General features: G+C 68.8%; 26 protein-coding genes, 1 tRNA gene, 1 other RNA gene and 1 pseudogene. 17 read left to right on the top strand and 12 right to left on the bottom strand.

The genetic code is table 11. From position 1 onward, the window contains the following. Positions 1-11: 11 nt before the first annotated feature. The 3 genes from KBY66_RS02085 to KBY66_RS02075 are packed head-to-tail and all read right to left on the bottom strand — an operon-like array spanning position 12 to position 3,144. Positions 12-1,442, bottom strand: coding sequence for an FAD-binding oxidoreductase (locus KBY66_RS02085; protein WP_255087487.1), 1,431 nt, complete (start codon positions 1,440-1,442; stop codon positions 12-14). Next, positions 1,439-2,728 carry an amidohydrolase family protein gene (locus tag KBY66_RS02080; RefSeq protein WP_255087486.1) on the bottom strand — a complete coding sequence of 430 codons (1,290 nt, stop codon included), beginning with the start codon at positions 2,726-2,728 and terminating at the stop codon, positions 1,439-1,441. The genes KBY66_RS02085 and KBY66_RS02080 overlap by 4 nt, the downstream gene beginning before the upstream one ends. Next, a complete protein-coding gene (locus KBY66_RS02075; protein WP_255087485.1) occupies positions 2,725-3,144 on the bottom strand; it encodes a DUF4359 domain-containing protein in 420 nt (139 codons plus the stop codon). The genes KBY66_RS02080 and KBY66_RS02075 overlap by 4 nt, the downstream gene beginning before the upstream one ends. A gap of 81 nt (positions 3,145-3,225) precedes the next feature. Here KBY66_RS02075 and KBY66_RS02070 point away from each other — a divergent pair. Continuing rightward, positions 3,226-3,298 (top strand) — tRNA-His (locus KBY66_RS02070). 95 nt (positions 3,299-3,393) lie between these two features. On the opposite strand, the pseudogene KBY66_RS02065 reads toward KBY66_RS02070, so the two are convergent. Both KBY66_RS02065 and KBY66_RS02060 read right to left on the bottom strand, forming a co-directional pair. Then, positions 3,394-4,275: pseudogene (locus KBY66_RS02065) on the bottom strand (DUF1611 domain-containing protein); the annotation flags it as partial. 71 nt (positions 4,276-4,346) lie between these two features. Further along, positions 4,347-5,429: a dipeptide epimerase gene (locus tag KBY66_RS02060; protein WP_255087634.1), complete on the bottom strand. Its 1,083-nt coding sequence runs from the start codon at positions 5,427-5,429 to the stop codon at positions 4,347-4,349. Between the two features lie 34 nt (positions 5,430-5,463). Here KBY66_RS02060 and miaB point away from each other — a divergent pair, with 34 nt between their 5' ends. The 5 genes from miaB to ftsZ all read left to right on the top strand — a co-directional run bounded on the left by miaB (position 5,464) and on the right by ftsZ (position 10,582). Continuing rightward, a complete protein-coding gene (miaB, locus tag KBY66_RS02055) occupies positions 5,464-6,822 on the top strand; it encodes a tRNA (N6-isopentenyl adenosine(37)-C2)-methylthiotransferase MiaB (RefSeq protein WP_255087484.1) in 1,359 nt (452 codons plus the stop codon). 69 nt (positions 6,823-6,891) lie between these two features. Continuing rightward, positions 6,892-7,998, top strand: coding sequence for a D-alanine--D-alanine ligase family protein (locus KBY66_RS02050; RefSeq protein ID WP_255087483.1), 1,107 nt, complete (start codon positions 6,892-6,894; stop codon positions 7,996-7,998). Continuing rightward, a complete protein-coding gene (locus KBY66_RS02045; RefSeq protein WP_255087482.1) occupies positions 7,995-8,405 on the top strand; it encodes a hypothetical protein in 411 nt (136 codons plus the stop codon). The genes KBY66_RS02050 and KBY66_RS02045 overlap by 4 nt, the downstream gene beginning before the upstream one ends. Beyond that, the gene (locus KBY66_RS02040; protein ID WP_255087481.1) at positions 8,402-9,256 is read left to right on the top strand and encodes a cell division protein FtsQ/DivIB; all 855 of its coding nucleotides are present in this window, start codon (positions 8,402-8,404) and stop codon (positions 9,254-9,256) included. The genes KBY66_RS02045 and KBY66_RS02040 overlap by 4 nt, the downstream gene beginning before the upstream one ends. 210 nt (positions 9,257-9,466) lie before the next feature. After that, positions 9,467-10,582 carry a cell division protein FtsZ gene (gene ftsZ / locus KBY66_RS02035; RefSeq protein ID WP_255087480.1) on the top strand — a complete coding sequence of 372 codons (1,116 nt, stop codon included), beginning with the start codon at positions 9,467-9,469 and terminating at the stop codon, positions 10,580-10,582. Between the two features lie 48 nt (positions 10,583-10,630). Here the strand turns inward: ftsZ and ffs are convergent. After that, an RNA gene (ffs, locus tag KBY66_RS02030) (signal recognition particle sRNA small type) lies at positions 10,631-10,727 on the bottom strand. 45 nt (positions 10,728-10,772) lie between these two features. Between ffs and panB the strand changes: the two genes are divergently transcribed. Then, a complete protein-coding gene (panB, locus tag KBY66_RS02025; RefSeq protein ID WP_255087633.1) occupies positions 10,773-11,582 on the top strand; it encodes a 3-methyl-2-oxobutanoate hydroxymethyltransferase in 810 nt (269 codons plus the stop codon). Here panB and hemW read toward each other — a convergent pair. Then, positions 11,467-12,723 (bottom strand): radical SAM family heme chaperone HemW, encoded by a 1,257-nt coding sequence (gene hemW / locus KBY66_RS02020; protein WP_255087479.1) that lies wholly within the window; start codon positions 12,721-12,723, stop codon positions 11,467-11,469. The genes panB and hemW overlap by 116 nt on opposite strands. A gap of 107 nt (positions 12,724-12,830) precedes the next feature. Between hemW and KBY66_RS02015 the strand changes: the two genes are divergently transcribed. The 6 genes from KBY66_RS02015 to cbiB are packed head-to-tail and all read left to right on the top strand — an operon-like array spanning position 12,831 to position 18,570. Continuing rightward, a complete protein-coding gene (locus KBY66_RS02015; protein WP_255087477.1) occupies positions 12,831-13,943 on the top strand; it encodes a PIN/TRAM domain-containing protein in 1,113 nt (370 codons plus the stop codon). A 31-nt stretch (positions 13,944-13,974) separates the two neighbouring features. After that, positions 13,975-14,649 (top strand): ATP-dependent Clp protease proteolytic subunit, encoded by a 675-nt coding sequence (locus KBY66_RS02010; protein WP_255087476.1) that lies wholly within the window; start codon positions 13,975-13,977, stop codon positions 14,647-14,649. 60 nt (positions 14,650-14,709) lie between these two features. Next, positions 14,710-15,318, top strand: a complete 609-nt coding sequence (locus KBY66_RS02005; protein ID WP_255087475.1) for an ATP-dependent Clp protease proteolytic subunit — start codon at positions 14,710-14,712, stop codon at positions 15,316-15,318. Positions 15,319-15,360: 42 nt separating this feature from the next. Continuing rightward, a complete protein-coding gene (ilvC, locus tag KBY66_RS02000; RefSeq protein WP_255087474.1) occupies positions 15,361-16,356 on the top strand; it encodes a ketol-acid reductoisomerase in 996 nt (331 codons plus the stop codon). Between the two features lie 16 nt (positions 16,357-16,372). Next, entirely contained in the window at positions 16,373-17,509 is a 1,137-nt protein-coding gene (locus KBY66_RS01995) for a hypothetical protein (RefSeq protein ID WP_255087473.1), read from the top strand. Beyond that, positions 17,506-18,570, top strand: coding sequence for an adenosylcobinamide-phosphate synthase CbiB (cbiB, locus tag KBY66_RS01990; protein ID WP_315855471.1), 1,065 nt, complete (start codon positions 17,506-17,508; stop codon positions 18,568-18,570). Before KBY66_RS01995 ends, cbiB begins: the two co-directional genes overlap by 4 nt. Here cbiB and KBY66_RS01985 read toward each other — a convergent pair. Together KBY66_RS01985 and KBY66_RS01980 are read right to left on the bottom strand one after the other, a co-directional pair. Continuing rightward, entirely contained in the window at positions 18,564-19,379 is an 816-nt protein-coding gene (locus KBY66_RS01985; RefSeq protein WP_255087472.1) for a sugar transferase, read from the bottom strand. The genes cbiB and KBY66_RS01985 overlap by 7 nt on opposite strands. An 86-nt stretch (positions 19,380-19,465) precedes the next feature. Next, complete coding sequence (locus KBY66_RS01980) at positions 19,466-20,659, bottom strand: glycosyltransferase (protein ID WP_255087471.1); 1,194 nt, start codon at positions 20,657-20,659, stop codon at positions 19,466-19,468. 105 nt (positions 20,660-20,764) lie between these two features. Between KBY66_RS01980 and KBY66_RS01975 the strand changes: the two genes are divergently transcribed. The 4 genes from KBY66_RS01975 to KBY66_RS01960 all read left to right on the top strand — a co-directional run bounded on the left by KBY66_RS01975 (position 20,765) and on the right by KBY66_RS01960 (position 22,459). Beyond that, positions 20,765-21,007, top strand: a complete 243-nt coding sequence (locus KBY66_RS01975; RefSeq protein WP_255087470.1) for a hypothetical protein — start codon at positions 20,765-20,767, stop codon at positions 21,005-21,007. Positions 21,008-21,042: 35 nt separating this feature from the next. Beyond that, complete coding sequence (locus tag KBY66_RS01970) at positions 21,043-21,300, top strand: DUF6737 family protein (protein WP_255087469.1); 258 nt, start codon at positions 21,043-21,045, stop codon at positions 21,298-21,300. Positions 21,301-21,406: 106 nt separating this feature from the next. Continuing rightward, positions 21,407-21,583 carry a hypothetical protein gene (locus KBY66_RS01965; protein WP_255087468.1) on the top strand — a complete coding sequence of 59 codons (177 nt, stop codon included), beginning with the start codon at positions 21,407-21,409 and terminating at the stop codon, positions 21,581-21,583. 489 nt (positions 21,584-22,072) lie between these two features. Continuing rightward, the gene (locus tag KBY66_RS01960) at positions 22,073-22,459 is read left to right on the top strand and encodes a hypothetical protein (RefSeq protein WP_255087467.1); all 387 of its coding nucleotides are present in this window, start codon (positions 22,073-22,075) and stop codon (positions 22,457-22,459) included. Positions 22,460-22,645: 186 nt separating this feature from the next. Here KBY66_RS01960 and KBY66_RS01955 read toward each other — a convergent pair whose 3' ends face one another. The 3 genes from KBY66_RS01955 to KBY66_RS01945 all read right to left on the bottom strand — a co-directional run bounded on the left by KBY66_RS01955 (position 22,646) and on the right by KBY66_RS01945 (position 25,374). After that, positions 22,646-22,972 (bottom strand): hypothetical protein, encoded by a 327-nt coding sequence (locus KBY66_RS01955; RefSeq protein ID WP_255087466.1) that lies wholly within the window; start codon positions 22,970-22,972, stop codon positions 22,646-22,648. A gap of 44 nt (positions 22,973-23,016) precedes the next feature. Further along, the gene (gene ppk2, locus KBY66_RS01950) at positions 23,017-23,937 is read right to left on the bottom strand and encodes a polyphosphate kinase 2 (RefSeq protein WP_255087465.1); all 921 of its coding nucleotides are present in this window, start codon (positions 23,935-23,937) and stop codon (positions 23,017-23,019) included. A gap of 108 nt (positions 23,938-24,045) precedes the next feature. Next, on the bottom strand, positions 24,046-25,374 hold the full coding sequence (locus KBY66_RS01945; RefSeq protein ID WP_255087464.1) for an ATP-binding protein: 1,329 nt from the start codon (positions 25,372-25,374) through the stop codon (positions 24,046-24,048). Between the last annotated feature and the right edge of the window lie 2 nt (positions 25,375-25,376).

Here is a 25,376-nt window from a genome sequence, read left to right as displayed (position 1 = left end):
GCCGTTGACAATCAGTGTGGAAGCTTCGCCCAGCCGCGCAGCTTGCCGGGGTTGAGCAGTCCGGCCGGGTCGTGGGCGGCCTTGGCGGCCACCTGATCGGCGTCGATCACCCCGAGTCCCCCATCCTCGACGGTGAGGGCATGGGGGTTGAACAGCATCACGCCGAGATCCCGGGCCTGGCCTATCAGGGACTCCAGGGCCGCGGCGCCCCGCCAGCGCACCAGCGGCAGGGCCACGAGCCGCTGGCCCCCCTGCTGCCGCACCCCCTCCAGGTGCCAAAGCAGATCGTCCCCCCAGCGCTGCTTCAAGGCCCCCAGGGCGGGGGCTTCGGGTTGGGGCAGCAGCAGTTGCAGATAGGTCCAGCCGGGGTCGCGGGCCCGCATGTGCAGGGTGGTGTGGTTCCAGCTGAGTTCTCGCAGGGGGAGTCCGCGGTCCCCCTGCTCCGCTGCCTGCCACACCAGGGTTCCCCCCAGCTCCGCCAGCAGGGGCTCCAGGGTGCTCAGGGCATCGGGTGCGGCCAGCACCAGCATTCGATGGCCGCGGGCCTGGGGGCAACCGCCCGGCCCGCTGCCCCCAGGGGCAGGCATGCAGTGCGCCACCGGGGCCTCCAGCAGGCAGAGACTGTTGAGCAGCAGGGCCGTGGCCGGAAGCAGGCGGGCGGCTGCGAGGGCGGCATCCCAGCTCTCGAAGTCCACCACCAGCTGCTGCCAGGCCACCGCGGCGGCCGTGGGAAGGTGCACGGCAGTGAGGATGCCGTTGGTGCCGTAGGCATGGTTGAGGGCGCGGCTGGCTGGGGCATCGAGCTGGAGCAGACGGGGTTCGGGCTCCAGGGTCACCACCTCCAGGCCGACCAGGTTGCCGGGATCGCGCAGAAATCCAAAGCGCAGGGAACCGATCCCGCCCGACCCACCGGCGATGAAGCCCGCCGCCGTCGCGCTGCGCCAGGTGCTGGGCGCCAACCGAACAGCCCGCCCCAAAGCACCCAGCCGCCGGTCCAGATCAGCCAGCAGGCAGCCCGCTTCCACCGTGACGATGTTGCTGAGCGGATCCAGCCGGCGCAGCCGGTTGAGGCCACTGAGATCGAGCACCACCCCGCCGGCCAGGGGTACGCACTGCCCGTAATTGCCGGTGCCGGCGCCGCGGACGGTGAGGGCGACAGCGTGGCGGGCACAGGCCTTCGCCACCCGCAGCACCTGGTCCGTGGTTGTGGCCTGGACGATGAGCTGGGCCCGTTTCCCGCGCAACAAGGGGGCCAGCACTGGCGAGTAGTCGAACCGGTCATGGGACAGGCGCTCCAGCTCCGCGCCGCTGCTCACCAGGCGCAACCCACTGACCCCGCCGAGTTCGGCCGTGATCGCCGCCAGCTGCTGTGCCGTGGCCAGGGGGGGCAATCCAGCCGGCAGCTCGCTTGGCAAGAGGTCGGGCACAGGTTGGGCGGTCATCGCGGCAGGGCCTCCAGCAGCGGCAGCAGGGGCGCTGGATCCAGGCCAGGCAGCCAGGTGCCCTGGCGGAGGACCCGCCGCTGGGGGGTGCGGGCCAGCAGGTCGCTCCAGCTGCCGGCGGCCAGCACGACCAGATCGGCGGGCGCCCCCTGCCGCAGCACCCCATCCCAGGCCAGCCCCAGCAGCCGGGAGGCGGCGGTGGTGAAGGGCATCAGCCCCTGGCGCTGCCAGGGGGCCAGGTGGGCCGCCGGCACCGTGAGCCGCAGCAGCTCCAGGGGGTCGAAGTCGCCGCCGGGGAACCAGGGATCCTGCACGTTGTCCCCGCCGACCGCCACGGTCACACCGGCCCGCTGCAGCTGGCGAATCGGGGCCATGGGCCGAGCCACCGGGGTGTTGCCGTCCCGGTGGCCCAGCAGCCACAGGTTGGTGGTGGGCAGGGCCACCACCGCCAGCCCCGCTTCCGCCATCAACTCGGCCAAATCCTGGCCGCGCCGCGCCGGCAGCAGGGACATGCTGCAGCTGTGGCTGCAGGTGACCGGAATGGCGGTGCGCTCCTGCCGCACCAGCCGGGCCACCAGGGCCACCCCAGCCCCGCCACCGGCGGCGCTCTCATCGACATGGAGATCGACGCCGCAGCCCAGGCCATCGGCAAGCCGCAGCAGGGCCAGCAGACCGGCCCGGTCCTCCGGGGTTGGGGGAAAGGGGGCACCGAGCACACCACCGAGCAGCACCGACCCTGCCTCGCCGCTCAAGCGCCGGGCCAGGCGCTCTCCTGCTTCGGTCGCCCAGTGGCGCACAGGCACCAGCGCCACCAGCTGGAGGGTCAGCCGGTCCCGCCACTGCTGTTGCAAGCCCAGCAGCGCCTCCCAGCTGGCCTCCGCGCCCGGACCCAGGCTGTCGACGTGGCTGCGTATCGCCCGGGAGCCCTGGCGCCAGGCACGCTGCAGGGCGCGCTCGCCCCGGCGGCCCACCTGCTCCTGGCTGCGGCTGAGGTGCTCCTGCTGGTTGGCGGCGAGGGCCCCGGCCATGCTGCCGGCACGGTTGGGGTGCTCGGCCCAGGTGAAGGCCTTGTCGAGGTGGGCATGGGGCTCCACCAGGGGGGTGAGGGCGAGCGGGAGCTGCTCGCCGGGCCGGGCCTGGTAGGGCTGGATGCCGCTGATCAGGCCCGCGTGATGCTCCAGCCGAACCGCCAGGAGCCCTTCCGCGTCGGCTGCAGGCAGGTCGGTGCGCAAGGGGTCAATCAGGGCGCGGGGCAGCAGCAGCGGCGGCAGGGCGGATCCGGTCACGGCTGGGGGCCGGCATGGCCGGCGGCGGATTCGCTGCGATCACTGGACGTGCTGAGGATCACGAACTGGCCTGCTCCCGCCAGGGTGATGGCCCGGTAGACCGGCAGCTCCAGAAACCGCAGCACCCTGGGTCCGCCGATCGTGGTGCGGTAGAGGCTGAACAGCCCGAAGTTCTGGCGTTCGCTCGCCTGGGCCGCCAGGGATCCGAGCAAATGGCGCTGGCTTCGAATCAACTCCGGGCAGTTCCGTACCACCAGTCGCAGGGCCATCGGCAGGCCGTCCGGCCCGCAAAGATCCGCTGTGGCCCGCTGCACCAATTGCTCGGCGGCGAAGGCCTCAAAGTCCGCAGGGCCTGGGTTGGTCAGCGCCAGAACGACCGTTGCGCCGCCCACGCCCAGCCCTGCGGCGAGAACCAACCCCCAACGAAACGGCGTGGCTGGACGGATGGACGACAACGTCTGGCGGCAGGGCAGGTTGATACATTGGCAAAGACCACGGCGGGCGTCGCCAAGTGGTTAAGGCAGCGGCTTGTGGTGCCGCCATCCGGGGGTTCGAATCCCCTCGTCCGCCCTTAACGCCTCCAGCAGCCGATCGGCCGCTGCGAGGCTCCTGACGGGATCGGCACACGTGAGGCCTGTTTCCGATCCGATCGCGGCACAGGCGGAGCTGGCCTCCGCCTCGCCCAGCCGGGCCGTGTTGAGCGCCACCGCCCGCACCCGTGGGGCAGGCGCCGTGCCGGTTCGGCCCAGGGCGGCCAGCTGCTCGATCGTGTCGATCAACTGGCGCAGCGGCGGCAGGGCCAGGGCGGGGTGGTTGGTCAGGGCGGTCTGGCCGGCCCGGTGGACCAGCAGGAAGCCGGTGGGTTGGCTGCCGCGGATCAGGGGCAGGCTGGCGCTGGAGCCGGGATGGCAGAGCGACCCCTGGCCCTCCACGAACAGCAGGGTGTCGTCCCCGGCGCCGGCGGCGGCAGTCAGCACAGCGGCTTCCACGGCACCAGCCGCGAAGTCCAGCCGCACCGCGTCGAGGGGAACGCCGCCACCGCTGATCAGGATCCCCGCTTGGCCCGTGGCGACGAAGCGGGCGTCGATACCCTGTCGCCGGGCCGCCGCCGTCAGCTCGAGGCAGGCGCTCATTTTCCCAACGGCCATGTCGGTCCCGACTGCCAGGAAGCGCTCGCCACCCAGGGCCGCGGCCCGACCGGCCGCCACCGCCAGCCCCGCCGGTTCCTGGCGCAGATCCCAGATCCACTGGCCAGGCCTGAGCAGCGCCGCCAGCTGCGGGTCGCTGCCCAGGCGGGTGTGCAGGCCACTGGCCAGATTCAGCCCCGCCGCCAGGGCGGCCTCCAGGTCGGCGCGCAGCCCGTCCGGCAGGCGGCCGCCGGAGGGAGCCAGCCCCACCACGGCCGCTTCGGGGCCGAAGGGCAAGGCGGCCCGCAGATTGCTCACCACGGGCACGGTTCGCCGAATCCCGGTGATCGCCTCCAGGCTGCCGGTGGGCTGGCTGGGGTCCACCACCGCCACGATCGGGCCTGGGCGATAGCGCAGCATGGCCAGGCCCGTTTTGCCGGAGAGGTTGGTGAGCCCGTCGTGCTGGAGCAGCACGATCGGCGTGGTGGCGCTCAGCACGGTGCTGTCGCCACCACGCCAAGGCCTGGGCGTGGCGAGGGTCGCAGGAGGTCGCCGACCCGCACGGGGCCCGCAAAGGGGTCGTCGATCAGGTTGAGGTGGCTGTCGAGATCCGGCCAGCGCACAAGGGGCAACAGCTGGGCGGCGGCGCCGTTGAGCAGGGCGCTGTCGGAGTAGCAGCCCAGCATCAGCCCCAGCCCCAGCCGATCTGCTGTCCGGGCCATCAGCAGAGCCTCGCTGAGCCCTCCACTCTTGAGCAACTTGATGTTCACGCCATCGACATGGGGTGCCAGCCGCAGGAGGTCCGCGAGGTTCCAGCAACTCTCATCGGCCACCAGGACGATCGGGCAATGCAGATCGAGGGCGGCGAAGCCGGCCGTGTCGGCTTCCGGATCGGCCAGAGCCGGCAGGGGTTGCTCCATCAGCACCACCCCTTGCTCGGCCAGCCAGGGGATCAGGCGCTGGGCCGTGCCCAGGTCCCAGCCGCCGTTGGCATCCACCTGAAGTTCTGCCCTGGTGGCGGCCGCCACGGCCGCCACCAGGGCCCGGTCATGGTCGGGGCCGTCGGGGCTGCCCAGCTTGAGCTTCACCCGGCTGGGGCGGCAGCCCAGTTGCTGTTGCCACCGCTCCAGCCTGGCGAGCACCTGCTCAACCGTGCCCAGGCCCAGGGTGACGCTGGTGGCGCTGCAGGCCTGGGCATCGAGGCCCCAGAGCCGCCAGAGCGGCAGGCCCAGCCGCTTCCCCCACCAATCGTGGAGGGCCAGGTCGAGGCCGCAGCGGGCCGGGGGCGAGAGGGGAGCCAGGAGCGGTTCGAGCGCCTGGCGCACGGCAGGATCCCACGGCCTTGATGAGACATCCTGGCTGCCGAGCCGCGGCAGGACCTCTTCCAGTTCCCTCGCCACCACTTCGGTGCTGAAGGACCGGTGACCGGTCTCGAATCCGCCGGTTTCGCCTTGCCCCACCACCCCGTCGTGCTCCACCTCCACCAGCAACCGCTCGACGCTGGCGGTGGTGCCCCGGCTGATCGCCAGGGGCACCAGCTTGGTGAGTGAAAACCGCCGCAGGCGCCCTTGCATGGCTCCAGTTTCCGCCATGGATGAGACTGGCGCCATGACATCCACCCTGACGCGCCGGGGCAGCTACTGGATCACCACCTTCGGCTGCCAGATGAACAAGGCGGATTCCGAGCGCATGGCCGGCATCCTCGAAACCATGGGTTATCTGCCTGGTGAGGGGGAGCACACGGCCGATCTGGTGCTCTACAACACCTGCACGATCCGCGACAACGCCGAGCAGAAGGTCTACAGCTATCTGGGCCGCCAGGCCCAGCGCAAACGCCTCAATCCCCATCTCACCTTGGTGGTGGCGGGCTGTGTGGCCCAGCAGGAAGGCGAAGCCCTGCTGCGGCGGGTGCCTGAGCTGGACCTGGTGATGGGCCCCCAGCACGCCAACCGCCTAGATGCGCTGCTGGAGCAGGTGGAGAGTGGCCAGCAGGTGGTGGCCACTGGCGAGCGCCAGATCCTCGAAGACCTCACCACCGCCCGGCGCGACAGCAGTGTCTGCGCCTGGGTGAACGTGATCTACGGCTGCAACGAGCGCTGCACCTACTGCGTGGTGCCCGCGGTGCGGGGCCAGGAGCAGAGCCGCACGCCCGAAGCGATCCGGCAGGAGATCGAGGAACTGGCCGCCCGGGGTTTCAAGGAGATCACGTTGCTGGGCCAGAACATCGATGCCTACGGCCGCGACCTGCCCGGCATCACCCCGGAGGGGCGCCGCCAACACACCCTCACCGATCTGCTTCGCCAGGTCCACGATGTCGCTGGCATCGAGCGGATCCGCTTCGCCACCAGCCACCCCCGCTACTTCACCGAGCGGCTGGTCGACGCCTGCGCCGAGCTACCCAAGGTGTGCGAGCACTTCCACATCCCCTTCCAGAGCGGCGATGACGCCGTGCTCAAGGCCATGGCCCGGGGCTACACGGTGGAGCGCTACCGCCGCATCATCAAGCGCATCCGAGAGCGCATGCCGGAGGCCTCCATCAGCGCCGATGTGATCGTGGCCTTCCCCGGTGAAACCGACGCCCAGTTCCGCCGCACCCTGGCCCTGATCGAGGAGATCGGCTTCGATCTTGTCAACACCGCCGCCTACTCGCCGCGCCCCAACACCCCCGCCGCCGATTGGCCAAACCAGCTGCGCGAGGACGTGAAGGTGGAGCGATTGCGGGAACTCAACGCCCTGGTGGAGCGCACCGCCCGCTCCCGCAGCACCCGCTACCTGGGCCGCAGCGAGGAGGTGCTGGCCGAGGGGATCAACCCGAAGGACCCTGCCCAGCTGATGGGCCGCACCCGCACCAACCGGCTCACTTTTTTCCCCGCAGCAGGGCACAGGGCCGGCGACCTGGTGATCGTGGCGATTGAGGAGGTCAGAGCCTTTTCGCTCAGCGGCCGCCCCCTCGCTCGGCCGGCCTGACCCCGGCCGCCCCTGGCCGGGGGCGGATCGCTGATACGTTTGGCCCCGATCCGGCCCGCCGCTTGCTTCATGCCCACCCCTCCCCGCTGTCTTGGCCTGGTGTTCGGCGGGGCCTCAGGGGAGCATGCCGTTTCGATCCTTTCGGCGATCACCGTGCTGAAGGCGCTGCAAAGCGGCGCCAATGCCCAGCGCTACCAGGTGCGTTGCTTCTACATCGACGAGGTGGGGCGCTGGTGGCCCCCCGCCGTGGCCGACGCCGTCCTGCGCAGGGGCCTGCCTGCCACCGGCTCGGAACTTCCTGCCACGCCGGTTCTGGCTGGCTTCCAGGGGCTGCCGGAGGGGGCAAACGAGGTGGAGGTCTGGTTTCCTGTGCTGCACGGGCCCAATGGCGAGGACGGCACCATCCAGGGCCTGTTCACCTTGATGCGGGTGGCCTTCGTGGGATCGGGTGTGCTGGGCTCGGCGCTGGGCATGGACAAGCAGGCCATGAAGGCCGCCTTCGCCGCCGCCGGCCTGCCCCAAGTGCCCTACGCCGCCGTGCAGGCCGCCGAGCTGGGTGCCGATCCTGAGCGCTTGCTGGATCGGCTCGAGGCGCAGCTGGGCTACCCCTGCTTCGTGAAGCCCGCCAACCTGGGCTCTTCGGTGGGGATCAGCAAGGCCACCGACCGCCGCTCACTGCTGACGGGGTTGCGCCAGGCCGCGGCCTTTGATCCCCGCCTCGTCGTCGAGCAGGGAGTGACGGCCCGGGAGCTGGAATGTGCCGTGCGCAGCCTGGGCAACGGGCCCGGAGGCCCCCTGCAGGCCTCGGTGGTGGGCGAGATCCGCTTCGAGGCCGACTGGTATGACTACGAGACCAAGTACACCGAGGGGCTCAGCAGCACCGAGATCCCGGCCCGACTGCCGGAGGCCGTCAGCGCGGAGCTGCGCCGCCTGGCCATCCTGGCCTGCCAGGCCGTGGCTGCTTCCGGCCTGGCGCGGGTGGACTTTTTTTACGACGAAACCAATGGCACAATCTGGCTGAACGAGATCAACACCCTGCCAGGGTTCACCAGCCAGAGCATGTTTCCGATGCTGTGGCAGGCCAGTGGTGTATCGCTTGAGGACCTGGTGCACCAATTGGTCGGGGCGGCAGGGGAAAATGAGCTGTCGATGGTCGGAGAGATGCTGGCGCCATGAGTCACGGCCTGCTCTGGTTGCCACTCCTGGTGGTGTTCGTGCTGCTCACGGCCCTGGGCTGGCTGGAGCGGCGGCGGCAGCGGCTGTTCCGCAGCTGGGCGGAGGGGTCGGAGCTGGCCAAGCTGGATGGCTGTGGAGCAGCCCGGCTGCTGGAGGGGGTGCTCACCTGGAGCAGCTTCGAGGCCGGCGAGCTCAAACCCCAGGGCAGTTTCGTGATCAGCAAGCTTGAGCTGCTCGAGCTGATGGCCCTGGGATCCGGCGATGCGCCCCTCACCGAAGAAAGCCAGGGCCGCTGCCGCATCCGCCTGGTAGGCAACGGCGAACAGAAGGATCTGGCCTTCTCCGATGCCGAGCGTGCCCGCCGCTGGATGGACGATCTGATGGCCCGCTCCCGCTGCGAGCTGTGACAGCCAGCGCCAGACCGTCCCAACCCGATCCCCCGGGCGTCGAGCGTCGCCGGCAACTGCGGGACCTGCGCCGCAAGGAGAGGCTTCGCAATCTCTGGCGCCTGCTGCTGTTCTCAGCCTGTGCCGCTGGTCTGGGTTATGCCCTGTTGCGCCAGGGCTGGAGCCTGCGCAGCCCTGGCCAGGTCGAGGTGCTCGGCAGCCAGCAGGTCAGCCATGACCAGGTGATTCGCGCCGCCAGGCTTCAGTTCCCGGTGCTGCTGCTCAGCCTCCAGCCCAAGCGCCTGCAGGACGAGCTGGCCGCTGCCCTGCCGGTCGAGCAGGTCAGGGTGGAGCGGCTGATGCTGCCGCCGCGCCTGCGTGTCGCCCTCGTCGACCGCCAGGCGGTCGCCCGGGCCGAGCGACGCACGGCCAGTGGCCTGGAGAAGGGCTATGTCGATCGTCTCGGCAATTGGATGAGCGTCGTGCAGCAGCAGGTGGCCAGTCCGCGCAACGGTCTGGCGCCGGAGGTTCAGGTGGTGGGTTGGCAGGATCGTCACCGCCAGGTGCTTGCCCAGATCCTGGAGCGCCGCAGCAGACTGGGCAGCCCGCTGCGGGAGATTCGCTTCGAGCTGGACGGCAACCTCTGGCTGGTGACCCAATCGCTGGGGCAGGTTCGGCTCGGGCCGCCGGACGCCCAGCTGGTCCGCCGTCTGGATGTGCTTCAACACCTCTCCAGCCAGCTGCCCGCCCAGCTCAAGGGCCGCCCCTTTCGCTCGATCGACCTCAGTGACCCCGACCAGCCTGAACTGGGCCAGACCCCAGCGACCACCGCCTCCGGCGCCAAGCCTCTGGCCGGTTCCGGGGTCGACTGAACCGTGTGGGGCGCCCCAAAGCCGAGGGGGATCCCTGACGCGGCCAACCATGAAATAATCCTTTAAGGAAAAGTGATCGTTTGAACAGATTGGAGCCGTCCAATCGCCGACATAATGCTTGCCATGTCGAACGGAAGAGGGCTCTGCGTGGAGACTGCACTGGAAGCCACCGCCACAACAGTCCCCCCCTCTGAATCCCATCCCTTCTCCGTGACCACCTCTCACCCTTCCTCCAGCAACAACGGCATCGTCCCCAGCCAGTCCGCCAGGATCGAGGTGATCGGCGTCGGCGGCGGCGGCAGCAATGCGGTCAACCGCATGATTGCCTCCGACCTCGAGGGCGTGGGCTACCGGGTGCTCAACACCGATGCCCAGGCCCTGCTCCAGTCGGCCTCCCAAAAGCGGGTGCAGCTCGGCCAGAAGCTCACCCGGGGCCTTGGTGCCGGCGGCAATCCGGTCATCGGCCAGAAGGCGGCGGAAGAATCCCGCCCCGAGTTGCTCGCTGCCCTCGAAGGGGCCGACCTGGTGTTCATCGCCGCCGGCATGGGGGGTGGCACCGGCACCGGGGCGGCCCCGATCCTCGCCGAGGTGGCCAAGGAATGCGGAGCCCTCACCGTGGGCATCGTCACCAAGCCGTTCAGCTTCGAGGGCCGCAAGCGGCAGAAGCAGGCCGAGGAGGGGATCGCCCGCCTGGCCGAGCATGTCGACACGCTGATCGTGATTCCGAACGACCGGCTTCGCGACGCCATCGCCGGTGCTCCACTTCAGGAAGCCTTCCGCGCCGCCGACGACGTGCTGCGCCAGGGGGTGAAGGGCATCAGCGACATCATCACCAAGCCGGGCCTGGTCAACGTGGACTTCGCCGACGTGCGTTCGGTGATGACCATGGCCGGCACCGCCCTGCTCGGCATTGGCGTGGGTTCCGGTCGCTCTCGCGCCACCGAGGCGGCCCAGGCCGCCATGAGCAGCCCCCTGCTGGAATCGGGCCGCATCGACGGCGCCAAGGGTTGCGTGATCAACGTCTGTGGCGGCAAGGACATGACCCTCGAAGACGTGGGCAATGCCGCCGATGTGATCTACGACATGGTCGACCCTGACGCCAACATCATCGTCGGGGCTGTGGTGGACGAAAAACTCGAGGGAGAGATTCACGTCACGGTGATCGCCACGGGTTTCGAGAGCGGCATCTCCTACCGCCAGGACCAGCAGACGCCCAGCTTCACCAGCCCCCAGACCCCCCACGGCCAGGCCGGTGACCACCAGCGGGGGGCAAAGATCCCCCCTTTCCTGCTGAACCGCCAGGGCCGCACCAGCAGCGACCTCTGATCAGGACCTGCCCCTGTCGTTCAAGGTGCGCTCGAACGGCTTGAAGAGGGTGACCCGGAGTCGACGCCTGCCTGGAGCATCCCGTGTGGCTGCCACCTTCCGGTTCTGACCAGATTTGGGCGTCCCGGCCGCATCGGTCCGAGTCAAAGCGATAGTAGCAATCAGCTTTCGCGTCACCCCGCCCGTGCCCCTGCGTCCCGGTGATCTCGTGCATCGCAAGCAGGCGGGGCAACCGATCCGGATGCTGACCGCCTGGGACGCCCTCTCGGCCGCCTGGGTGGAGGAGGCGGGCGCCGAAGCGCTGCTGGTCGGCGACTCCCTGGCGATGGTGGTCCTGGGCCATCCCACCACCCTGCCGGTGACCCTCGAGCAGATGCTTCACCACACCCGGGCCGTGGCCAGGGGGTTGAGCCGTCCCCTGGACCAGCAACCCCTGCTGATCTGTGATCTTCCCTTTCTCAGCTATCAATGCGGGCCCGAGCGGGCCGTGGCTGCCGCCGGCCGGGTACTGAAGGAAACAGCGGCCGCGGCGGTGAAGTTGGAGGGCGGCGAGCCGGAAACCCTCGTGGTGGTTGACCGCCTGGTCCGCACCGGCATCCCGGTGATGGGCCACCTCGGGCTCACCCCGCAGTCGGTGCATCGGCTGGGCTACCGACGCCAGGCGAACGATCCGCTCAGCCAGGAGCGGCTGCGGCGCCAGGCCTTGGATCTGGAAGCGGCTGGTTGTTTCGCCCTGGTGCTCGAACACGTGCCCGATGGGCTGGCGGGCAGCCTCCGGCGCCAACTGACGATCCCGGTGATCGGCATTGGGGCGGGCGACGACTGCGACGGCCAGGTGCGGGTCACCGCCGACCTGCTCGGGCTCAGTCCCCGCCAGCCCCCGTTCAGCCCGGCGTTGATCGATGGCCGTGGTCTTGCCGTTGGGGCCCTGCGGGGCTGGCTCCAGGATCAGGCCGCCCGTCCCACCAGTCCAGCAGCTCCCGCAGCACCGCATTGCTGAGGGCTAGGCCCGCAGGGTCGCTGAGCCGCCAGCGGGAACCTTCGATCAGCAGCAGTCCACCCTCCAGAAAGGGTCCGAGCCGTTGCCGCAGGCCCCCCAGCTCAGCGGGGCCGATGCCGTGCTCGGCGGCCAACCGGTCCATCGACACCCCTTCGCGGCGGCGCAGCCCCACCAACAGCAGCTCATCGAAGGGCGGAGCGCTCACCGCCCCGCCGCGTTCCTCGGGCTGATGCTGCCGCCGGGTGTTCAGCCACTCCCCATAGGCCGCCCGGGTACGGGGCCGGGCCTGGCGCTCCCCGAACGGTGCCGCCGTGGCCCCCATCCCGAATCCCCACCAGCCCGCACCACTCCAGTAAACGCGGTTGTGACGCGAGACGTGACCCGGCTGGGCGTAGTTGGAGATCTCGTAGTGGCCATAGCCGGCGCCCCGCAGGCGCTCGGAGGTGAAGTCCATGAGGTCGGCCCCCATCTCAGGGTCGGGCAGGGGAAGTTGACCGCGTCGCTGCCGCCAGGCGAACACCGTGCCAGGTTCCACGATCAGGTCATAGATCGAGAGATGGGGCGCTTCGAGGGCCAGGGCCTGCCCCAGTTGCCCGGCCCAATGGTCCAGCGTTTGCTCGGGCAACCCCTGGATCAGGTCCAGGCTCCAGCTGCGCAGCTGGCCCTGGCGCCACGCTGCGGCCAGCCAGGCGGCCGCTTCGAGCAGATCGGCCCGCCGGTGGCGGCGCCCCAGACGCTCGAGCACCGGGTCATCAAAACTCTGGCCCCCCAGGCTCACTCGGTTCACGCCGATGGCCAGCAACTGGTCCAGGCGGTCCCGGTCGAAGCTGGCCGGATCCATTTCCAGGCTGATCTCGGCCCCGGGCGCCAGGCCGAAGTGATCGCCGAGGGCCGCCAGCAGGGCGCCGATCTGGCCGGGGGTGAGCAGGGAGGGCGTCCCGCCACCCACATACACCGTGGAGAGGGGCGGGCCGGGTGGGGAGCCGGCGATCTCGGCGTGTAGCAGCTTGAGGTAGGCCTCGATCGAACCGGAGTGGGCGCCGTCGGCCCTGTCGCCGAGGGGGACCACGGCGAAGTCACAGTAGAAGCAGCGCCGCTGGCAGAAGGGGATGTGGAGGTAGGCGCTGCGGGGTTCGCTCACGGATGTGGGGCCAATCAGGGGCAGAGGTGTGGATACCAGACCCAGGCAAATCGGCTGGAATCGGCCATGCTGCAGGGCCATAACCATGGTCAGCCCCCAACTCACCCATGGTGGACCCGCTGATCCTGCTGCTGTTCCTGGTCTCCGGAGCCGCCACCGGCTGGTTGGGCGTCGACCTGTTGCCGGAGGGGTTGCTGGTTCAGGTCACCAACCTGGATGGTCTGCGCTGGGTTCTGGGGGGGTTCGGCGCCTTCTTCGGATTGCTGGCCGGCTTCTTCTTCCAGTTGCTCCGCCGCCGCCTGATGCGCCAGGTGCGCTCGATGCCCACCGATTTACTGGTGAGCCGGGCGGTGGGTCTGATCCTGGGGTTGCTGGTGGCCAACCTGCTGCTGGCGCCGATCCTGCTGCTGTCCCTGCCCTGGGAGGTGGTGTTCGTCAAACCGCTGGCGGCGGTGCTCAGCAACGTGTTCTTCGGGGTGCTGGGCTACAACCTCGCCGAGGTGCACGGCCGCACCCTGCTGCGCCTGTTCAACCCGTCCAGCACCGACGCCCTGCTGGTGACGGAAGGGGTGCTCCAACCTGCCAGCGCCAAGATCCTCGACACCAGCGTGATCATCGACGGTCGCATCCGCGGCCTGCTCGACTCGGGCCTGCTGGAGGGCCAGGTGATCGTGGCCCAGGCGGTGATCGACGAACTCCAGCAGTTGGCCGATTCGGGCAACAACGAGAAGCGGGGCAAGGGGCGCCGGGGCCTGAACCTGCTGGCGGCCCTGCGGGAGCGCTACGGCCGCCGCCTGGTGGTGAACAGCACCCGCTACGAGGGCAGCGGCGCCGACGACAAGCTGCTCAAGCTGACGGCTGACACCGGCGGCACCTTGCTGACCGCTGACTACAACCTCGCCAAGGTGGCCGAGGTGCAGGATCTCAAGGTGATGAACCTCAGCGCCCTGGTGATCGCCCTGCGGCCGGAGGTGCAGCCCGGCGATGCCCTGCAGCTCAAGATCGTGCGGGAGGGCAAGGAGGCCGACCAGGGGGTGGGCTACCTCGAAGACGGCACGATGGTGGTGGTGGAAGCGGCTCGCAAGCGGATCGGCCAGCGGTTGCCCGTCACCGTGACCGGCGCGCTGCAGACCCCAACCGGCCGGATGGTGTTCGCCCGCTGCGACCCGGACGGGCCGAAGCACGGGGCCGTGGTTCAGCCGGCTTCAGACCCCCGCTAGGCTGACTTCTGGTTCTGGATCAGGTGAACGGATGTCGGTGTCGGCCCCTTACTACGGAGATTCCGCCGTGATGCGCACCCCTCCGCCAGACCTGCCGTCGCTGCTGCTGAAGGAGCGGATTGTTTACCTCGGCCTGCCACTGTTCTCCGACGACGACGCCAAGCGCCAGATGGGCGTGGACGTGACCGAGTTGATCGTTGCCCAGATGCTCTATCTGGAATTCGACAATCCGGAAAAGCCAATCTTCTTTTACATCAACTCCACCGGAACGAGCTGGTACACCGGTGATGCGATCGGGTTCGAAACCGAAGCCTTCGCCATCTGCGACACCATCCGCTATGTGAAGCCACCGGTGCACACCATCTGCATCGGCCAGGCGATGGGAACAGCCGCGATGATTCTCTCGGCCGGGGCCAAGGGCCACCGCGCTGCCCTGCCCCATGCCTCGATCGTGCTGCACCAGCCCCGCTCCGGCGCCCGAGGACAGGCCAGCGATATCCAGATCCGGGCCCAGGAAGTGCTCCAGAACAAGCGGACCATGCTGGACATGCTCTCGGAGAACACCGGCCGGAGCGTTGAGCAGCTCAGCAAGGATTCCGATCGGATGACCTACCTCACCCCCGGCGAAGCCCTGGAGTATGGCCTGATCGACCGGATCCTCACCAGCCAGAAAGTGCCCCCCCTGGCGTTGGCCGGGGCGGCCTGACGGCCAGGCCCCTCTCCCACTCCCTTTCCCTTTCCCTCCTCCTTACCCAACTCCCGCACCATGCCCATCGGCACTCCCAGCGTTCCTTACCGCCTGCCCGGCAGCCAGTACGAGCGGTGGGTGGACATCTACACCCGCCTGGGCGTGGAGCGCATCCTCTTCCTCGGTCAGGAGGTGAACGATTCGATCGCCAACAGCCTGGTGGCCCAGATGCTCTATCTCGACTCCGACGACAGCAGCAAGCCGATCTACCTGTACATCAACTCTCCGGGAGGCTCGGTCACGGCGGGCTTGGCGATTTTCGACACCATCCAGTACGTGAAATCGGAGGTGGTGACGATCTGCGTGGGTCTGGCGGCGAGCATGGGGGCGTTTCTGCTGGCCGCAGGCACAAAGGGCAAGCGGGTGGCCCTGCCCCACAGCCGGATCATGATTCACCAGCCCCTGGGCGGCACCAGCCAGCGCCAGGCCAGCGACATCGAGATCGAAGCGCGGGAGATCCTTCGCATGAAGGACATGCTCAACCAGTCCCTCGCCGACATGTGTGGCCAGCCCGTGGAGAAGGTCGCCAAGGACACCGACCGCGACTACTTCCTCAGTGCTGCCGAGGCCAAGGACTACGGCCTGATCGACCGGGTGATCTCCCATCCCAGCGAAGCCTCAACCTGAGCGTAAGCTCGGTTCCTGCTCCCCGCCCCAGCCCCAGCCCGGATGGCCCAGCTCTTCTACGACTCCGACGCCGACCTCAGCCTCCTGAACGGCAAGACGGTTGCCATCATTGGCTACGGCAGCCAGGGCCATGCCCACGCCCTCAATCTCAAGGACAGCGGCGTTTCCGTGGTGGTGGGCCTCTACGAAGGCAGCCGTTCGGCCGAGAAGGCCAAGGCCGATGGCCTGGAAGTGTTGAGCGTGGCTGACGCCTGTGCCAAGGCCGACTGGATCATGGTGCTGCTGCCCGATGAATTCCAGAAGAAGGTCTATGAGGAAGAGATTGCGCCCCACCTGAGTGCTGGCAAGGTGCTGAGTTTTGCCCACGGCTTCAACATCCGCTTCGGGCTGATCAAGCCCCCCGCGGATGTGGATGTGGTGATGATCGCTCCGAAGGGCCCCGGCCATACGGTGCGCTGGGAATACCAGAACGGCCAGGGGGTGCCGGCCCTGTTTGCGATTGAGCAGGACGCCTCCGGCCACGCCCGCGCCCTGGCGATGGCTTATGCCAAGGCGATCGGCGGCACCCGCGCCGGCATCCTGGAAACCAACTTCAAGGAGGAAACGGAAACCGACCTGTTCGGTGAGCAGGCGGTGCTCTGCGGCGGCCTCAGCGAGCTGGTGAAGGCAGGTTTCGAAACCCTGGTGGAGGCGGGCTATCAGCCCGAACTCGCCTACTTCGAATGCCTGCACGAAGTGAAGCTGATCGTGGATCTGATGGTGAAGGGCGGCCTCACCGCCATGCGCGATTCGATCTCCAACACCGCCGAGTACGGCGACTATGTGAGCGGGCCGCGCCTGATCACCGCCGACACCAAGGCCGAGATGCGGCGCATCCTGGGTGACATCCAGGACGGCACCTTTGCCCGCAACTTCGTGGCCGAGTGCGACGCCGGCAAGCCGGCGATGGCGGAGGCCCGCCAGCGGGATTCTGAGCACCCGATCGAGCAGGTCGGCAAGGGGCTGCGTTCGATGTTCAGTTGGCTCAAAGCAGCCTGATCCGGAGGATCTAGCCGTGCGCCGGGGCCTGCTTTCCCTGGCCTGGGGCAGTGCCCAAGCCGGCGCCAGTCTCACCCTGGCCTCCAGTGCCTGGCTGGTCAGCGGCCTCAGTCCCTCCCCCCTGGTCAACAGCCTCCTCCCCGTTCTGGCTACGGCGACGGCCCTGGTGCCCCTGCCCCAGCGGCCTCTACTGGGCACTGTTCTGCAGATGGGGGCCACCCTGCTGCTTGTCGGGGTCGGCCTGTTGGGCAAAAACCCTGCCGGGTCCGGGGGCGCTGGGATTCCCTGGGCCCTGCCCCTGGCTTTGCTGGCCGTGCTGCTGTTCGGCCTTGGCCTTCAGCTCGCCCAGCTGCCCCTGCAGCGGTTCCTTGTGGGAAGTCAGGGGCTTTCGATGCGGCGTCTGCGCTCCGGCTCCGATCTGGGCGCCTTGCTGGGCCATCTGCTCACTGCCCTGCTGTTCCCGATCGGCAAAGCGGTGCTGCAGTTCTCCCAGGCCCTCGTGCTGCTGCTGCCGGTGCTGCCCGCCGCCCTGCTGTCGCGCCGAGCCGGCCAGCCCACACCAACGGCCATGGTGTCCGCCGCGGTGGTGCCCTCCAGTCCGGGCGCCCTGAACTGGCGCTGCTGCCTCCAGGGGCTCCTGTTCGGCAGCCTGTTCGGCCTCCTGCCGCTCTGGGTGCGCCAGGAGGGGGCCGGCAATTGCTTCGACTTCGGCATGCTGCTCACCGCCTATGGGCTGGGTCGCCTGCTGGCGGCCTCCTGGCCCGCCTTTCCCCTGCCGTTCCCATCGGCCTTGGCGAGTCCGTGGTGGCTGAGCCTTCTCCGGGGGGGGGCCTACCTCCTGCTCGCCGTTCTGCTGGCGGCCACCCAGTGGCTGCCGGGCTGGAGCTCCTTGGCCCTCTTCCTGCCAATGGGGGCCCTGGCCGGTTGCAGCGATGCCCGGTTGGCGGCTTCCCTGGACAACCTGGCCGACGAGCCAATGCGCTGGCAGACCCTGGAGCGCTCCAGTGGGGTCGGTGCTCTGGCCGGAAGCGTGTTGATGGGAGGCGCGGCGCAGGCGTTCGGGCTGCCGGTCGCCCTGCCGCTTCAGGTGCTCGGCTTTGTCGCCGCTGCCCTGCCGCTCTCCAGGCCGTCTCCCTCCCCAGGGCGGGCTTGAGCACCCTGATCGCAGCCCCTGCCCTGGTGGCCTGGCTGAATGTGGCTGTGGCCTGCGGTCTCGATCGTTGGATCGGCGATCCGGCCGGCTGGTTGCACCCGGTGCAGGTGATGGGCTGGTGGATCAGTGCCCTGCGCGGGCGGGCTGAGGCCTGGGCTGGCGATCGACCCTGGAAGCTGCGGCTGGCCGGCGGATTGATCACCCTGCTGCTGGTGGGTGCCAGCGGGGGGGCGGGCTGGCTGGTGGAGGCACTGGCCCGATGGTGGCCAGTGCTGGGTCGGCCGCTGCTGTGGCTGGCCCTGGCCAGTTGCCTGGCTGGCGGGAGCCTGGAGCGGGCGGTGCGGGGCGTTCTCGATCAGCTCGAAGGCCCCGGGAGCGAAGGCCAGGGCGGCGATGGCCTGGGCCCTGCCCGTGGCCAGCTCGCCTGGATCGTGGGCCGCGACGTGGAGGGCCTGGACGAAGCGGAGCTGCTGCGGGCGGCGGCGGAAACGGCGGCGGAGAACGGCGTGGACGGCCTGTTCGGCCCCCTGTTCTGGATGTTGGCGGGGGCAGGCCTGGGCTGCTCTCAGGCGGCGGGCCACCCCCCGATGCCGGGCCCCCTCGCGCTGGCCTTGGCCTACAAGGCTGCCAGCACCCTCGATTCGATGCTGGGCTATCGCCGCGGCCAGTTGGAGTGGCTCGGCACCGCCGGTGCCCGCCTCGATGACCTGCTCACCTGGCTGCCGTGCAGGTTGGTGGCGATCAGCCTGCCCCTGGTCAGCCGCCGTCCCGGCCAGATCGTCCGCCAGCTGGCCCTGTCCCGTCGCCAGGGTCGCGGCGACCCTTCCCCCAATGCTGGACTCTCCCAGGCGGCCTACGCCCAGGCCGCCGAGGTGCAATTGGGCGGCGTCAACCGCTATGGGGGGGTGGCCCGAGCCAAGCCGATCCTCGGGGCCGGCTTTCCCGGTGCCGATCGGGGCGCCGTGGAGCTCATCCTGCGGTTGAGCCGCCGCCTGGAAGCCCTCTGGTTGACGGTCAGCTTGGGGCTGGCGCTGCTGGCAGCGGGGCTGGGATCTCAGTAGGCGCCGCGGTCCCTGGGGAAGAGGATGACCCCCACCGTGCACACCATGATCGCCAGATCCAGCAGGACACTGCGTCGCCGCGTATAGCTCACATCCATCTTGACGCGGATGGGGTAGGAGAGATTGTTGCGCCCGGACACCTGCCAGATGCCGGTGAGACCAGGACGAACCGCCAGCACCTCGTCCATCTGGCGGCCATAGCAAGCGATCTCGGCCCTGACAATCGGGCGGGGGCCGACGACGCTCATGTCCCCCTTGAGGACATTGAGGAACTGGGGCAGTTCATCGAGGCTGGAGCGCCTCAGAAACCTGCCGATCCGGGTGATGCGGGGGTCGGACTTGAGTTTGAAATCCTTCTTGAACTCGGCCTTGAGTTCCGGTGACTGGGCCAGGAGTTTGCCCAGAATTCGATCGGCATCGGGCCGCATGGTGCGGAACTTGATGCAGCCGAACTCCTTGTAGCCCCGGCCCATGCGCCGCTGCACGTAAAACACGGGGCCCGGTGAGCTGAGCACCACCAGGGCCGCCAGCAGCAGAAACAGGGGGCTGCCGAGCGCCAGAACCGCCAACGAGAAAACCAGATCGCCGCTGCGCTTGAGGACCCGCGAGAGTTTGGCCTGGTCGTCGATCAGCTCGCGAGCACTGGGAAGGGCCGGAGCCAGGGGAGACAGGTTGAGACCGAGGGAGGCTGATTGCGCTCGGCCGGCCGGAAGCGGGCGTCGAAAGGAAGCCGCCGCCAGCACGGTGGACACCGCAGAGAGGGGCTCGAGCGGTTCCGGCTGGAATGGATTGGGGTGATGAAGGTCCATCACGCTCCCCTTGGTGAGGGAACTGTAAAAATTCACGACCCCTCTGGCCAGCCAGGACGGTCACTCAGGCCAGAGGCACAGAGGGTTCACGGCAGGGGGAACGGCAGGGCGGCGCGGCCCTGCTCCTGAGCCGCCAGATGGCCCTCCCAGTACCGCTCGATCAGGGCCAGCAGCCGGCTTCGGAACCGCTCCGGAGCGAACTGATCCGCCCAGGTGCGCTGCTTCTCCGCAGGCAGACGCTTCCAGAGCTGTCCCTGCTCGAAGTGCTCCAACGCCTCCACCAAGGAGCCGACCGTCTGGTCTGGGAACAGCAGACCGGTGGGGTGGGAGGCGCCGCGGTTCAGGCAGCGCACGCTGTCGAGCGAGCCGCCTTTCCCCAGGGCGATCACGGGGGCACCGGCGGCCATGGCCTCCACGGTGGCGATGCCGAAGTCCTCCAGGCCCCCGTAGACGTAGGCGCGGCAGCGGCCCATCAGCTCGCTGACCTGTTCAGCGCCGCGACGACCCAGAAAGCGCACGTTCGGTCCGGCCAGGCCCTCCAGCCGTTGCCGCTCGGGCCCATCGCCCACCACTAGCAAGGGAAGGCCGGTGCGCCTGAAGGCCTCCACCACCCGGTCCACCCGCTTGTAGGGCACCAGGCGGCCGACCGAGAGGTAATAGTCGTCGCGGGGGAGATCCCAGCGGAAGCGCTCCACCTCCACAGGCGGATGCAGCACCTGGCTGGATCGGCCCCAGCAGCGGAGGATCCGCCGCGCCGTGAAGCGGGAGTTGGCGATCAATCGGTCCACCCGCCGGCTGCTGATCACATCCCACTGCCGCAGCTGGTGCAGTTGCCAGCGCACCAGGGGTCCGAGCGGCCCGCGGGCCAGGCTGGAGCCGGCCAGGTAGGCGGGCATCTGGTCCCAGGCGTAGCGAACGGGGGTATGGACATAACTGATATGCAGCTGGTCGGGTGCGGTGAGCACGCCCTTGGCCACCAGGTGGTTGCTGCTCAGCACCAGCGGAAAGCTGGAGAGATCAAGCAGCTCGATCGCCAGCGGCAGCAGGGGCAGATACTGCTGGACGTGGCTGATGCCCCAGGGCAGCTCCTGGATGAAGGAGGTCTGGATGGTGCGGCCGGCCAGCCAGCTGCCGGGCCGGCGGCTTTCCCCATCCACCAGGGAGAACAGCTCCGGGCTCAGCAGGCGATCGATCTCCCGCACCACCTGCTCGGAGCCGCCCACCGAGCGGGGGGTGAACCATTCATGAACGAGCGCGATCCGGCTGGGCAGGGCAGGCATCGCGGCACCGTAAGTGGCACCGGCAGGCCGCGCACGTCACGAATGCTCTCAGCTGATTGCGCTCCTCCGCTCGGATCCGGATGCTGAACGCACTTCCTGCCCACCATGGCGATTCGCGAACTGCTAGAGGACGCCCTCGACGAACCTTCGATCGGCCTGACCCGTTGCTTCGGGTGGTACGCCACACCGGTCGGCATTGCGGCGCTCTGGCTGTCCGGGCAGGCGCCCTCCCAGCCGCCCTTTGACGAGGCCCTGCAGGAAGGGCTGCAGGTGGGTCTGGATCTCAGTCGCGAGGAGCGGGAGTTCCATCAGATCCCCAAGGGCCTGGTGCTGCTGTTTCACTCCTGAGGGTGAAAGACTTGGGCCCCTTGCTGGTGTTGGCCATGGCGGAGCGGAGCAACAGCGACAGTCCCGGGGCGCCAGGGTCCTTCTGGCAGTCCAAGCCGGTCTGGTGCCAGCCCTGGACCATCGTGGCCACCGGCACCGGGGTGAGCCTGGCGAGCTGGCTTCTGCTGCACCGCTGGTGGATCACCGCTCCCGTGGTCGGAGCCGTTCTGGTGTGGTGGTGGCTGTTCCTCGTTCTGGTGCCCGCGGGTTTCGTCGAGGCCGCTGGATCAGCGGATCCGGATCCGGCCAAGTGAGCCCGACGGAGCCGGTTGGTGGTCATTCCAACAGCACGCTCGGGCCTGGTTGGCTTGAGTAGGGTCATTGAGGGCACCAAGCCCCGCCCATCCAGAGCCCTTCACCATGAGCTACGAACCCGGTACCAGTGAGTGCCGGTTGTTGATCGACAGCAAGGCCCAGATCGAAACGGCCCTGGCCAATCTCACCCGGCTGGAGAATACCGATCACATCAGGCTTCAACTGCTGGCCGTCTACAACCAGCTGGAAGGTCTGCACGACCTCCAGCGTGCCCAGCGCTGAGCGGTTCCGGAGCCGGCATGGGCCTGCTGGGATGAAAGCGCCTGAGGAAGCCTTCGAGCGCCATGGGTGCGCATCGGCGACTCCAGCCCGGACCGTCCTGTTCCCGGCCCCAGGCGGAGATCCGCAGGGGGCAGTCTCCCCCTTCGCGATAGACGATCAGATAGCGATAGGCGCAGGTGGGGCAGAGCACCGGCGAGGCCAACGGCTCCCCCTGGCGCGCACAGCGCAGGAAGCCACTCAGCAAGCCCGCCGCTCCAACGGCGGCGGCGCCCCTGTCCTTCGCCGCCGCGGCGAGGACCAGGGCGGCTCCCGCCGGGTAGCCGTCGTGGGGGAGCCAGAGGTGGAGCGGCGCCCAGCCGGGAAAGCCCAGAAAGGAGAAAACGGCACCGGTGGCCATGGCCAGAAGCAAACGAGGATCTCCCCGTCCAGTGCCACCGGTGTACCAATGCCCTGCCCGCCCCCACGTCCCTGAACCGACCGATTGCCCTGTTGAGCCCCCTGCTGCTGCTGGCTTGGGGGAGCTCTGTGGATTTTGCCACCCTGCTGCAAGTCGGTCAGGCGATCACGACGGCCGATCGCAACCTCCAGGCCAAGGGCTGGCGGCCAGCGCCCGAGCGGCAGCCCGATCAGCTGGACCGGGAGCGGGCCGGCAACCCGCTGGCCAGCCTCAGCGCCTGCTCCGGCTCCGGCCTGGGCTACTGCCGTTACGACTACCGCCGCGGCCAGCACACCCTCACCGTGATCACAGCGGCTTTCCTGCCAGGGGCCGGTCCTGGAGCCAGTGTGGTGCGCTGGAGCGATGGCCCGGCAGGGCGGCTCTGGGGGCTCTGCCAACAGGAGGCGAGTGCCAGGCTGCTCCCCTGCGGGGGCCAGTGAGCGGGGCAGGTAACCAGCGCAGGGGAGCAGGGCCGATAGGTTTGAGCCTGCGACGCTGCAGCGCCATGGCTGACAACAACGCCCGGCCGCCCTGGTTGAACTGGCTCTTCCTGTTGATTTTCCTCTGGAGCAGCTGGCAACTGGCCGGGTTCTGGTTCCAGCACCTGCACTGAGCCTCGTTTGGGGCTAACGGGGCAGAGGCTGTCCCTCTTCCCCGACCTCGAGGGCCTGGCCCAGCTGGCCCAGCAGCACGGCGGCGGCCTGCTGCCGGTTCAGACCTTGAGCACTGGCGGCTTCGACCCAGGCTCTGCAGAGCACGGTGATCGCCTCCAGCTCCGCTGCGCCGGCGCGCAGGGCCTGGAACGCCTGGGGCAGGGGGGCATCGCTGGGTCCGGCCGGCCCGCCATCGACGATGTACTGGGTTCCGTCACTGCCGGAATACAGTAGTGATCCGCGGGGCCCCCTCAGGGGGGCCGTAGCTGGAGTGGACGGTCGATCGTTGGATTCGGACATGGCCGATTCAGTGGTGGAGGCGGTTCAGGGGTAAGGGGAAAAAATCAGTGGTAGACGTTCGGGACGTAGAACTGTTCGTTCATCGGGGGGCGCTGGTAATCACCACCGCTCTTGCGGGGGGGCAGCTCGATCGCCTCCGGCGTCATGTCTTCGTAGGGCACCTTGCTGAGCAGATGGCTGATGCAATTCAGCCGCGCCCGTCGCTTGTCGTCGGCTTCGACGGTGAACCAAGGGGCTTCGGGAATGTTGGTGTGGGCAAACATCTGATCCTTGGCTTTGGAGAATTCCAACCAGCGATCCCTGGACTCGAGGTCCATGGGGCTGAGCTTCCAGCGACGGGCCGGGTCGTCGATGCGGGATTGAAAGCGGAGCTCCTGCTCCTCATCACTGACTGAGAACCAGTACTTGAGCAGAACGATGCCCGAGTTGACGAGCATGCGCTCAAATTCCGGAGTGGACTTCATGAACTGATCCACCTGCTCTTCCGTGCAGAAGCCCATCACCCGCTCGACACCGGCCCGGTTGTACCAGCTGCGGTCAAAGAGCACGAGCTCACCAGCGGAGGGGAAATTCTCCACATAACGCTGGAAGTACCACTGGGTTTTCTGCTGGTCGGAGGGTGTGCCCAGCGCCACGACTTTGCAGCCCCGGGGATTCATCGGCTCGGTGATCCGCTTGATCGTCCCCCCTTTCCCGGCCGCATCACGGCCTTCAAAGAGGAGAATCATGCGGAACCCGGTGTGCTTGACCCAGTACTGCATCTTCACCAGCTCGATCTGCAGCCGCTCAAGCTCCTTCTCGTAGAACTTCTTGCCGAGCTTCTCCGGTCGGCCGGGGGGTGAGGACGGGGCTCCTTCCTCCACGTCGTCTAGCAGCGCGGTGGGGTGGTAGCGATCGTTCAGGCCATTGCCGGCCTTGGCCTTCTTGCCGGCTTTCGGCTGTTTGCCCTCCTTTCCCTTACCCATTCAGTTGGCCCCTGTGCCTTGGTTCTAACCAGCCTTAGGGGGATGCAGACCCTGTGACGGCTCGAATGATACCGATTTTGAGACCGCTTGCCCTGCCAGGGCCGCGCTCTACGCCATCGAGCGGCCAGTGAGGCTCACGCAGAACCCGCCGGGGTTGGCGGCGCTCAACGGCAGACCCAGCCGCAGCTCACCACCATGGGCCCGGGCGACCCGCTGGGCGATCGCCAGGCCGAGCCCACAGTGGCCATGGCCGCCGCGAGCCGCATCGAGGCGCTGGAACGGCATCAACGCCGCGGAGCGCTGCTCCTCGGCAATGCCGGCTCCCCTGTCCCAGATCTGCAGCTCGAAGCCGTCGCCCTGCCAGGGCAACAGCCGCAACAGCACCGGGGGCTGGCCATAGCTGAGGGCATTGTCGACCAGGTTGGCGACCGCCCGGCCCAGGGCGATCGGCTGGATCCGGGCCGTGACCGGCAGGAGGTCGAGCTCCAGCGGCTGCCCGTCATAGCGGGCGGCCAGCTCGGCCAGAAACTCCTGCAGGGGTACCTCTACCGCCAGCTCACCGCCACCGCCCCCGGCGAAGAGCAGGAACTGGCCGGTGATCCGCTCGAGATCGTCGAGGTCGGCTTCCGCCTTCTCCCTTCCACTACCGCCGAGTCCACCGGCCGGCAGCAGCGACAGGCGCAGCCGCAGGCGGGTCAGGGGCGTCTTGATATCATGGGCGATGCCGGCCAGCATCGTGGCCCGCTCCTGCTCGCTGCTGGCCAGGCGATCCAGCATCGCGTTGAAGTGGCGGGTGAGGCGGCGCACCTCTGGAGCGCCGCGCTGGGTGAGGGGGTTGGGCTGACTGACGCGCCCCACGCGACCCAGGGCCTTTTCCAGCTGCTGCAGCGGGCGTTGCACCTCCAGCAACAGGAACAGGGCACCCGCCACCACACTGCCGCTGATCAGCGCGAGGGTGGCCAGCAGCGGATCCGGGGGCCAGCCCAGTTGGGGACGGATCCCCGCATAGAGCCAGACCGGCTCCAGCGGCGAGGCCAGCTCGATCCATACGCCGCGGGCTTCACCGTTGGTGGGAACAACCTGGGGACAATGCGGCAGGCGGCGGCAGAGTTCCTGGCGCAGCTGAGCCGCCTGGTCCTTGAGCCTGGCGTCGCGGCCACGGCCGAGGAAGCCCAGGTCGGGAGTGGGAACGGGAGGCTCCCCCACCCCCAGCTGCAGGCCGCTCAACTGGGACACCGCCGCTGGCGGGAAACGCTCCAGGGCCAGCTCGGAGAGGCGCAGGTTGAGGGCCACCTGGGGCCCCATCTGGGCCACCTGGGCCTGGCCGATCCGTTCTCCCAGCAAGGCCTGAAGCAGCACGAGGCTGATGCCCCAGCCGCCCAGCACGAAGGCCCCCAACCGCAGCCACAGGGCAGCCGAGGGCAGGGAGGCCGCCATCG

The organism is Synechococcus sp. Tobar12-5m-g (genome assembly GCF_024345415.1).
GTDB lineage: Bacteria > Cyanobacteriota > Cyanobacteriia > PCC-6307 > Cyanobiaceae > Regnicoccus.
This window is presented reverse-complemented; position numbering and strand designations above follow the sequence as displayed.

Coding starts and splice junctions, on each gene's coding strand:
- KBY66_RS02085 (WP_255087487.1), bottom strand. CDS start 1,442: ATGACCGCCCAACCTGTGCCCGACCTCTTGCCAAGCGAGCTGCCGGCT.
- KBY66_RS02060 (WP_255087634.1), bottom strand. CDS start 5,429: ATGCAAGGGCGCCTGCGGCGGTTTTCACTCACCAAGCTGGTGCCCCTG.
- miaB (WP_255087484.1), top strand. CDS start 5,464: ATGACATCCACCCTGACGCGCCGGGGCAGCTACTGGATCACCACCTTC.
- KBY66_RS02050 (WP_255087483.1), top strand. CDS start 6,892: ATGCCCACCCCTCCCCGCTGTCTTGGCCTGGTGTTCGGCGGGGCCTCA.
- KBY66_RS02045 (WP_255087482.1), top strand. CDS start 7,995: ATGAGTCACGGCCTGCTCTGGTTGCCACTCCTGGTGGTGTTCGTGCTG.
- KBY66_RS02015 (WP_255087477.1), top strand. CDS start 12,831: ATGGTGGACCCGCTGATCCTGCTGCTGTTCCTGGTCTCCGGAGCCGCC.
- KBY66_RS02010 (WP_255087476.1), top strand. CDS start 13,975: ATGTCGGTGTCGGCCCCTTACTACGGAGATTCCGCCGTGATGCGCACC.
- KBY66_RS02005 (WP_255087475.1), top strand. CDS start 14,710: ATGCCCATCGGCACTCCCAGCGTTCCTTACCGCCTGCCCGGCAGCCAG.
- ilvC (WP_255087474.1), top strand. CDS start 15,361: ATGGCCCAGCTCTTCTACGACTCCGACGCCGACCTCAGCCTCCTGAAC.
- KBY66_RS01985 (WP_255087472.1), bottom strand. CDS start 19,379: ATGGACCTTCATCACCCCAATCCATTCCAGCCGGAACCGCTCGAGCCC.
- KBY66_RS01980 (WP_255087471.1), bottom strand. CDS start 20,659: ATGCCTGCCCTGCCCAGCCGGATCGCGCTCGTTCATGAATGGTTCACC.
- KBY66_RS01975 (WP_255087470.1), top strand. CDS start 20,765: ATGGCGATTCGCGAACTGCTAGAGGACGCCCTCGACGAACCTTCGATC.
- KBY66_RS01970 (WP_255087469.1), top strand. CDS start 21,043: ATGGCGGAGCGGAGCAACAGCGACAGTCCCGGGGCGCCAGGGTCCTTC.
- KBY66_RS01965 (WP_255087468.1), top strand. CDS start 21,407: ATGAGCTACGAACCCGGTACCAGTGAGTGCCGGTTGTTGATCGACAGC.
- KBY66_RS01955 (WP_255087466.1), bottom strand. CDS start 22,972: ATGTCCGAATCCAACGATCGACCGTCCACTCCAGCTACGGCCCCCCTG.
- ppk2 (WP_255087465.1), bottom strand. CDS start 23,937: ATGGGTAAGGGAAAGGAGGGCAAACAGCCGAAAGCCGGCAAGAAGGCC.
- KBY66_RS01945 (WP_255087464.1), bottom strand. CDS start 25,374: ATGGCGGCCTCCCTGCCCTCGGCTGCCCTGTGGCTGCGGTTGGGGGCC.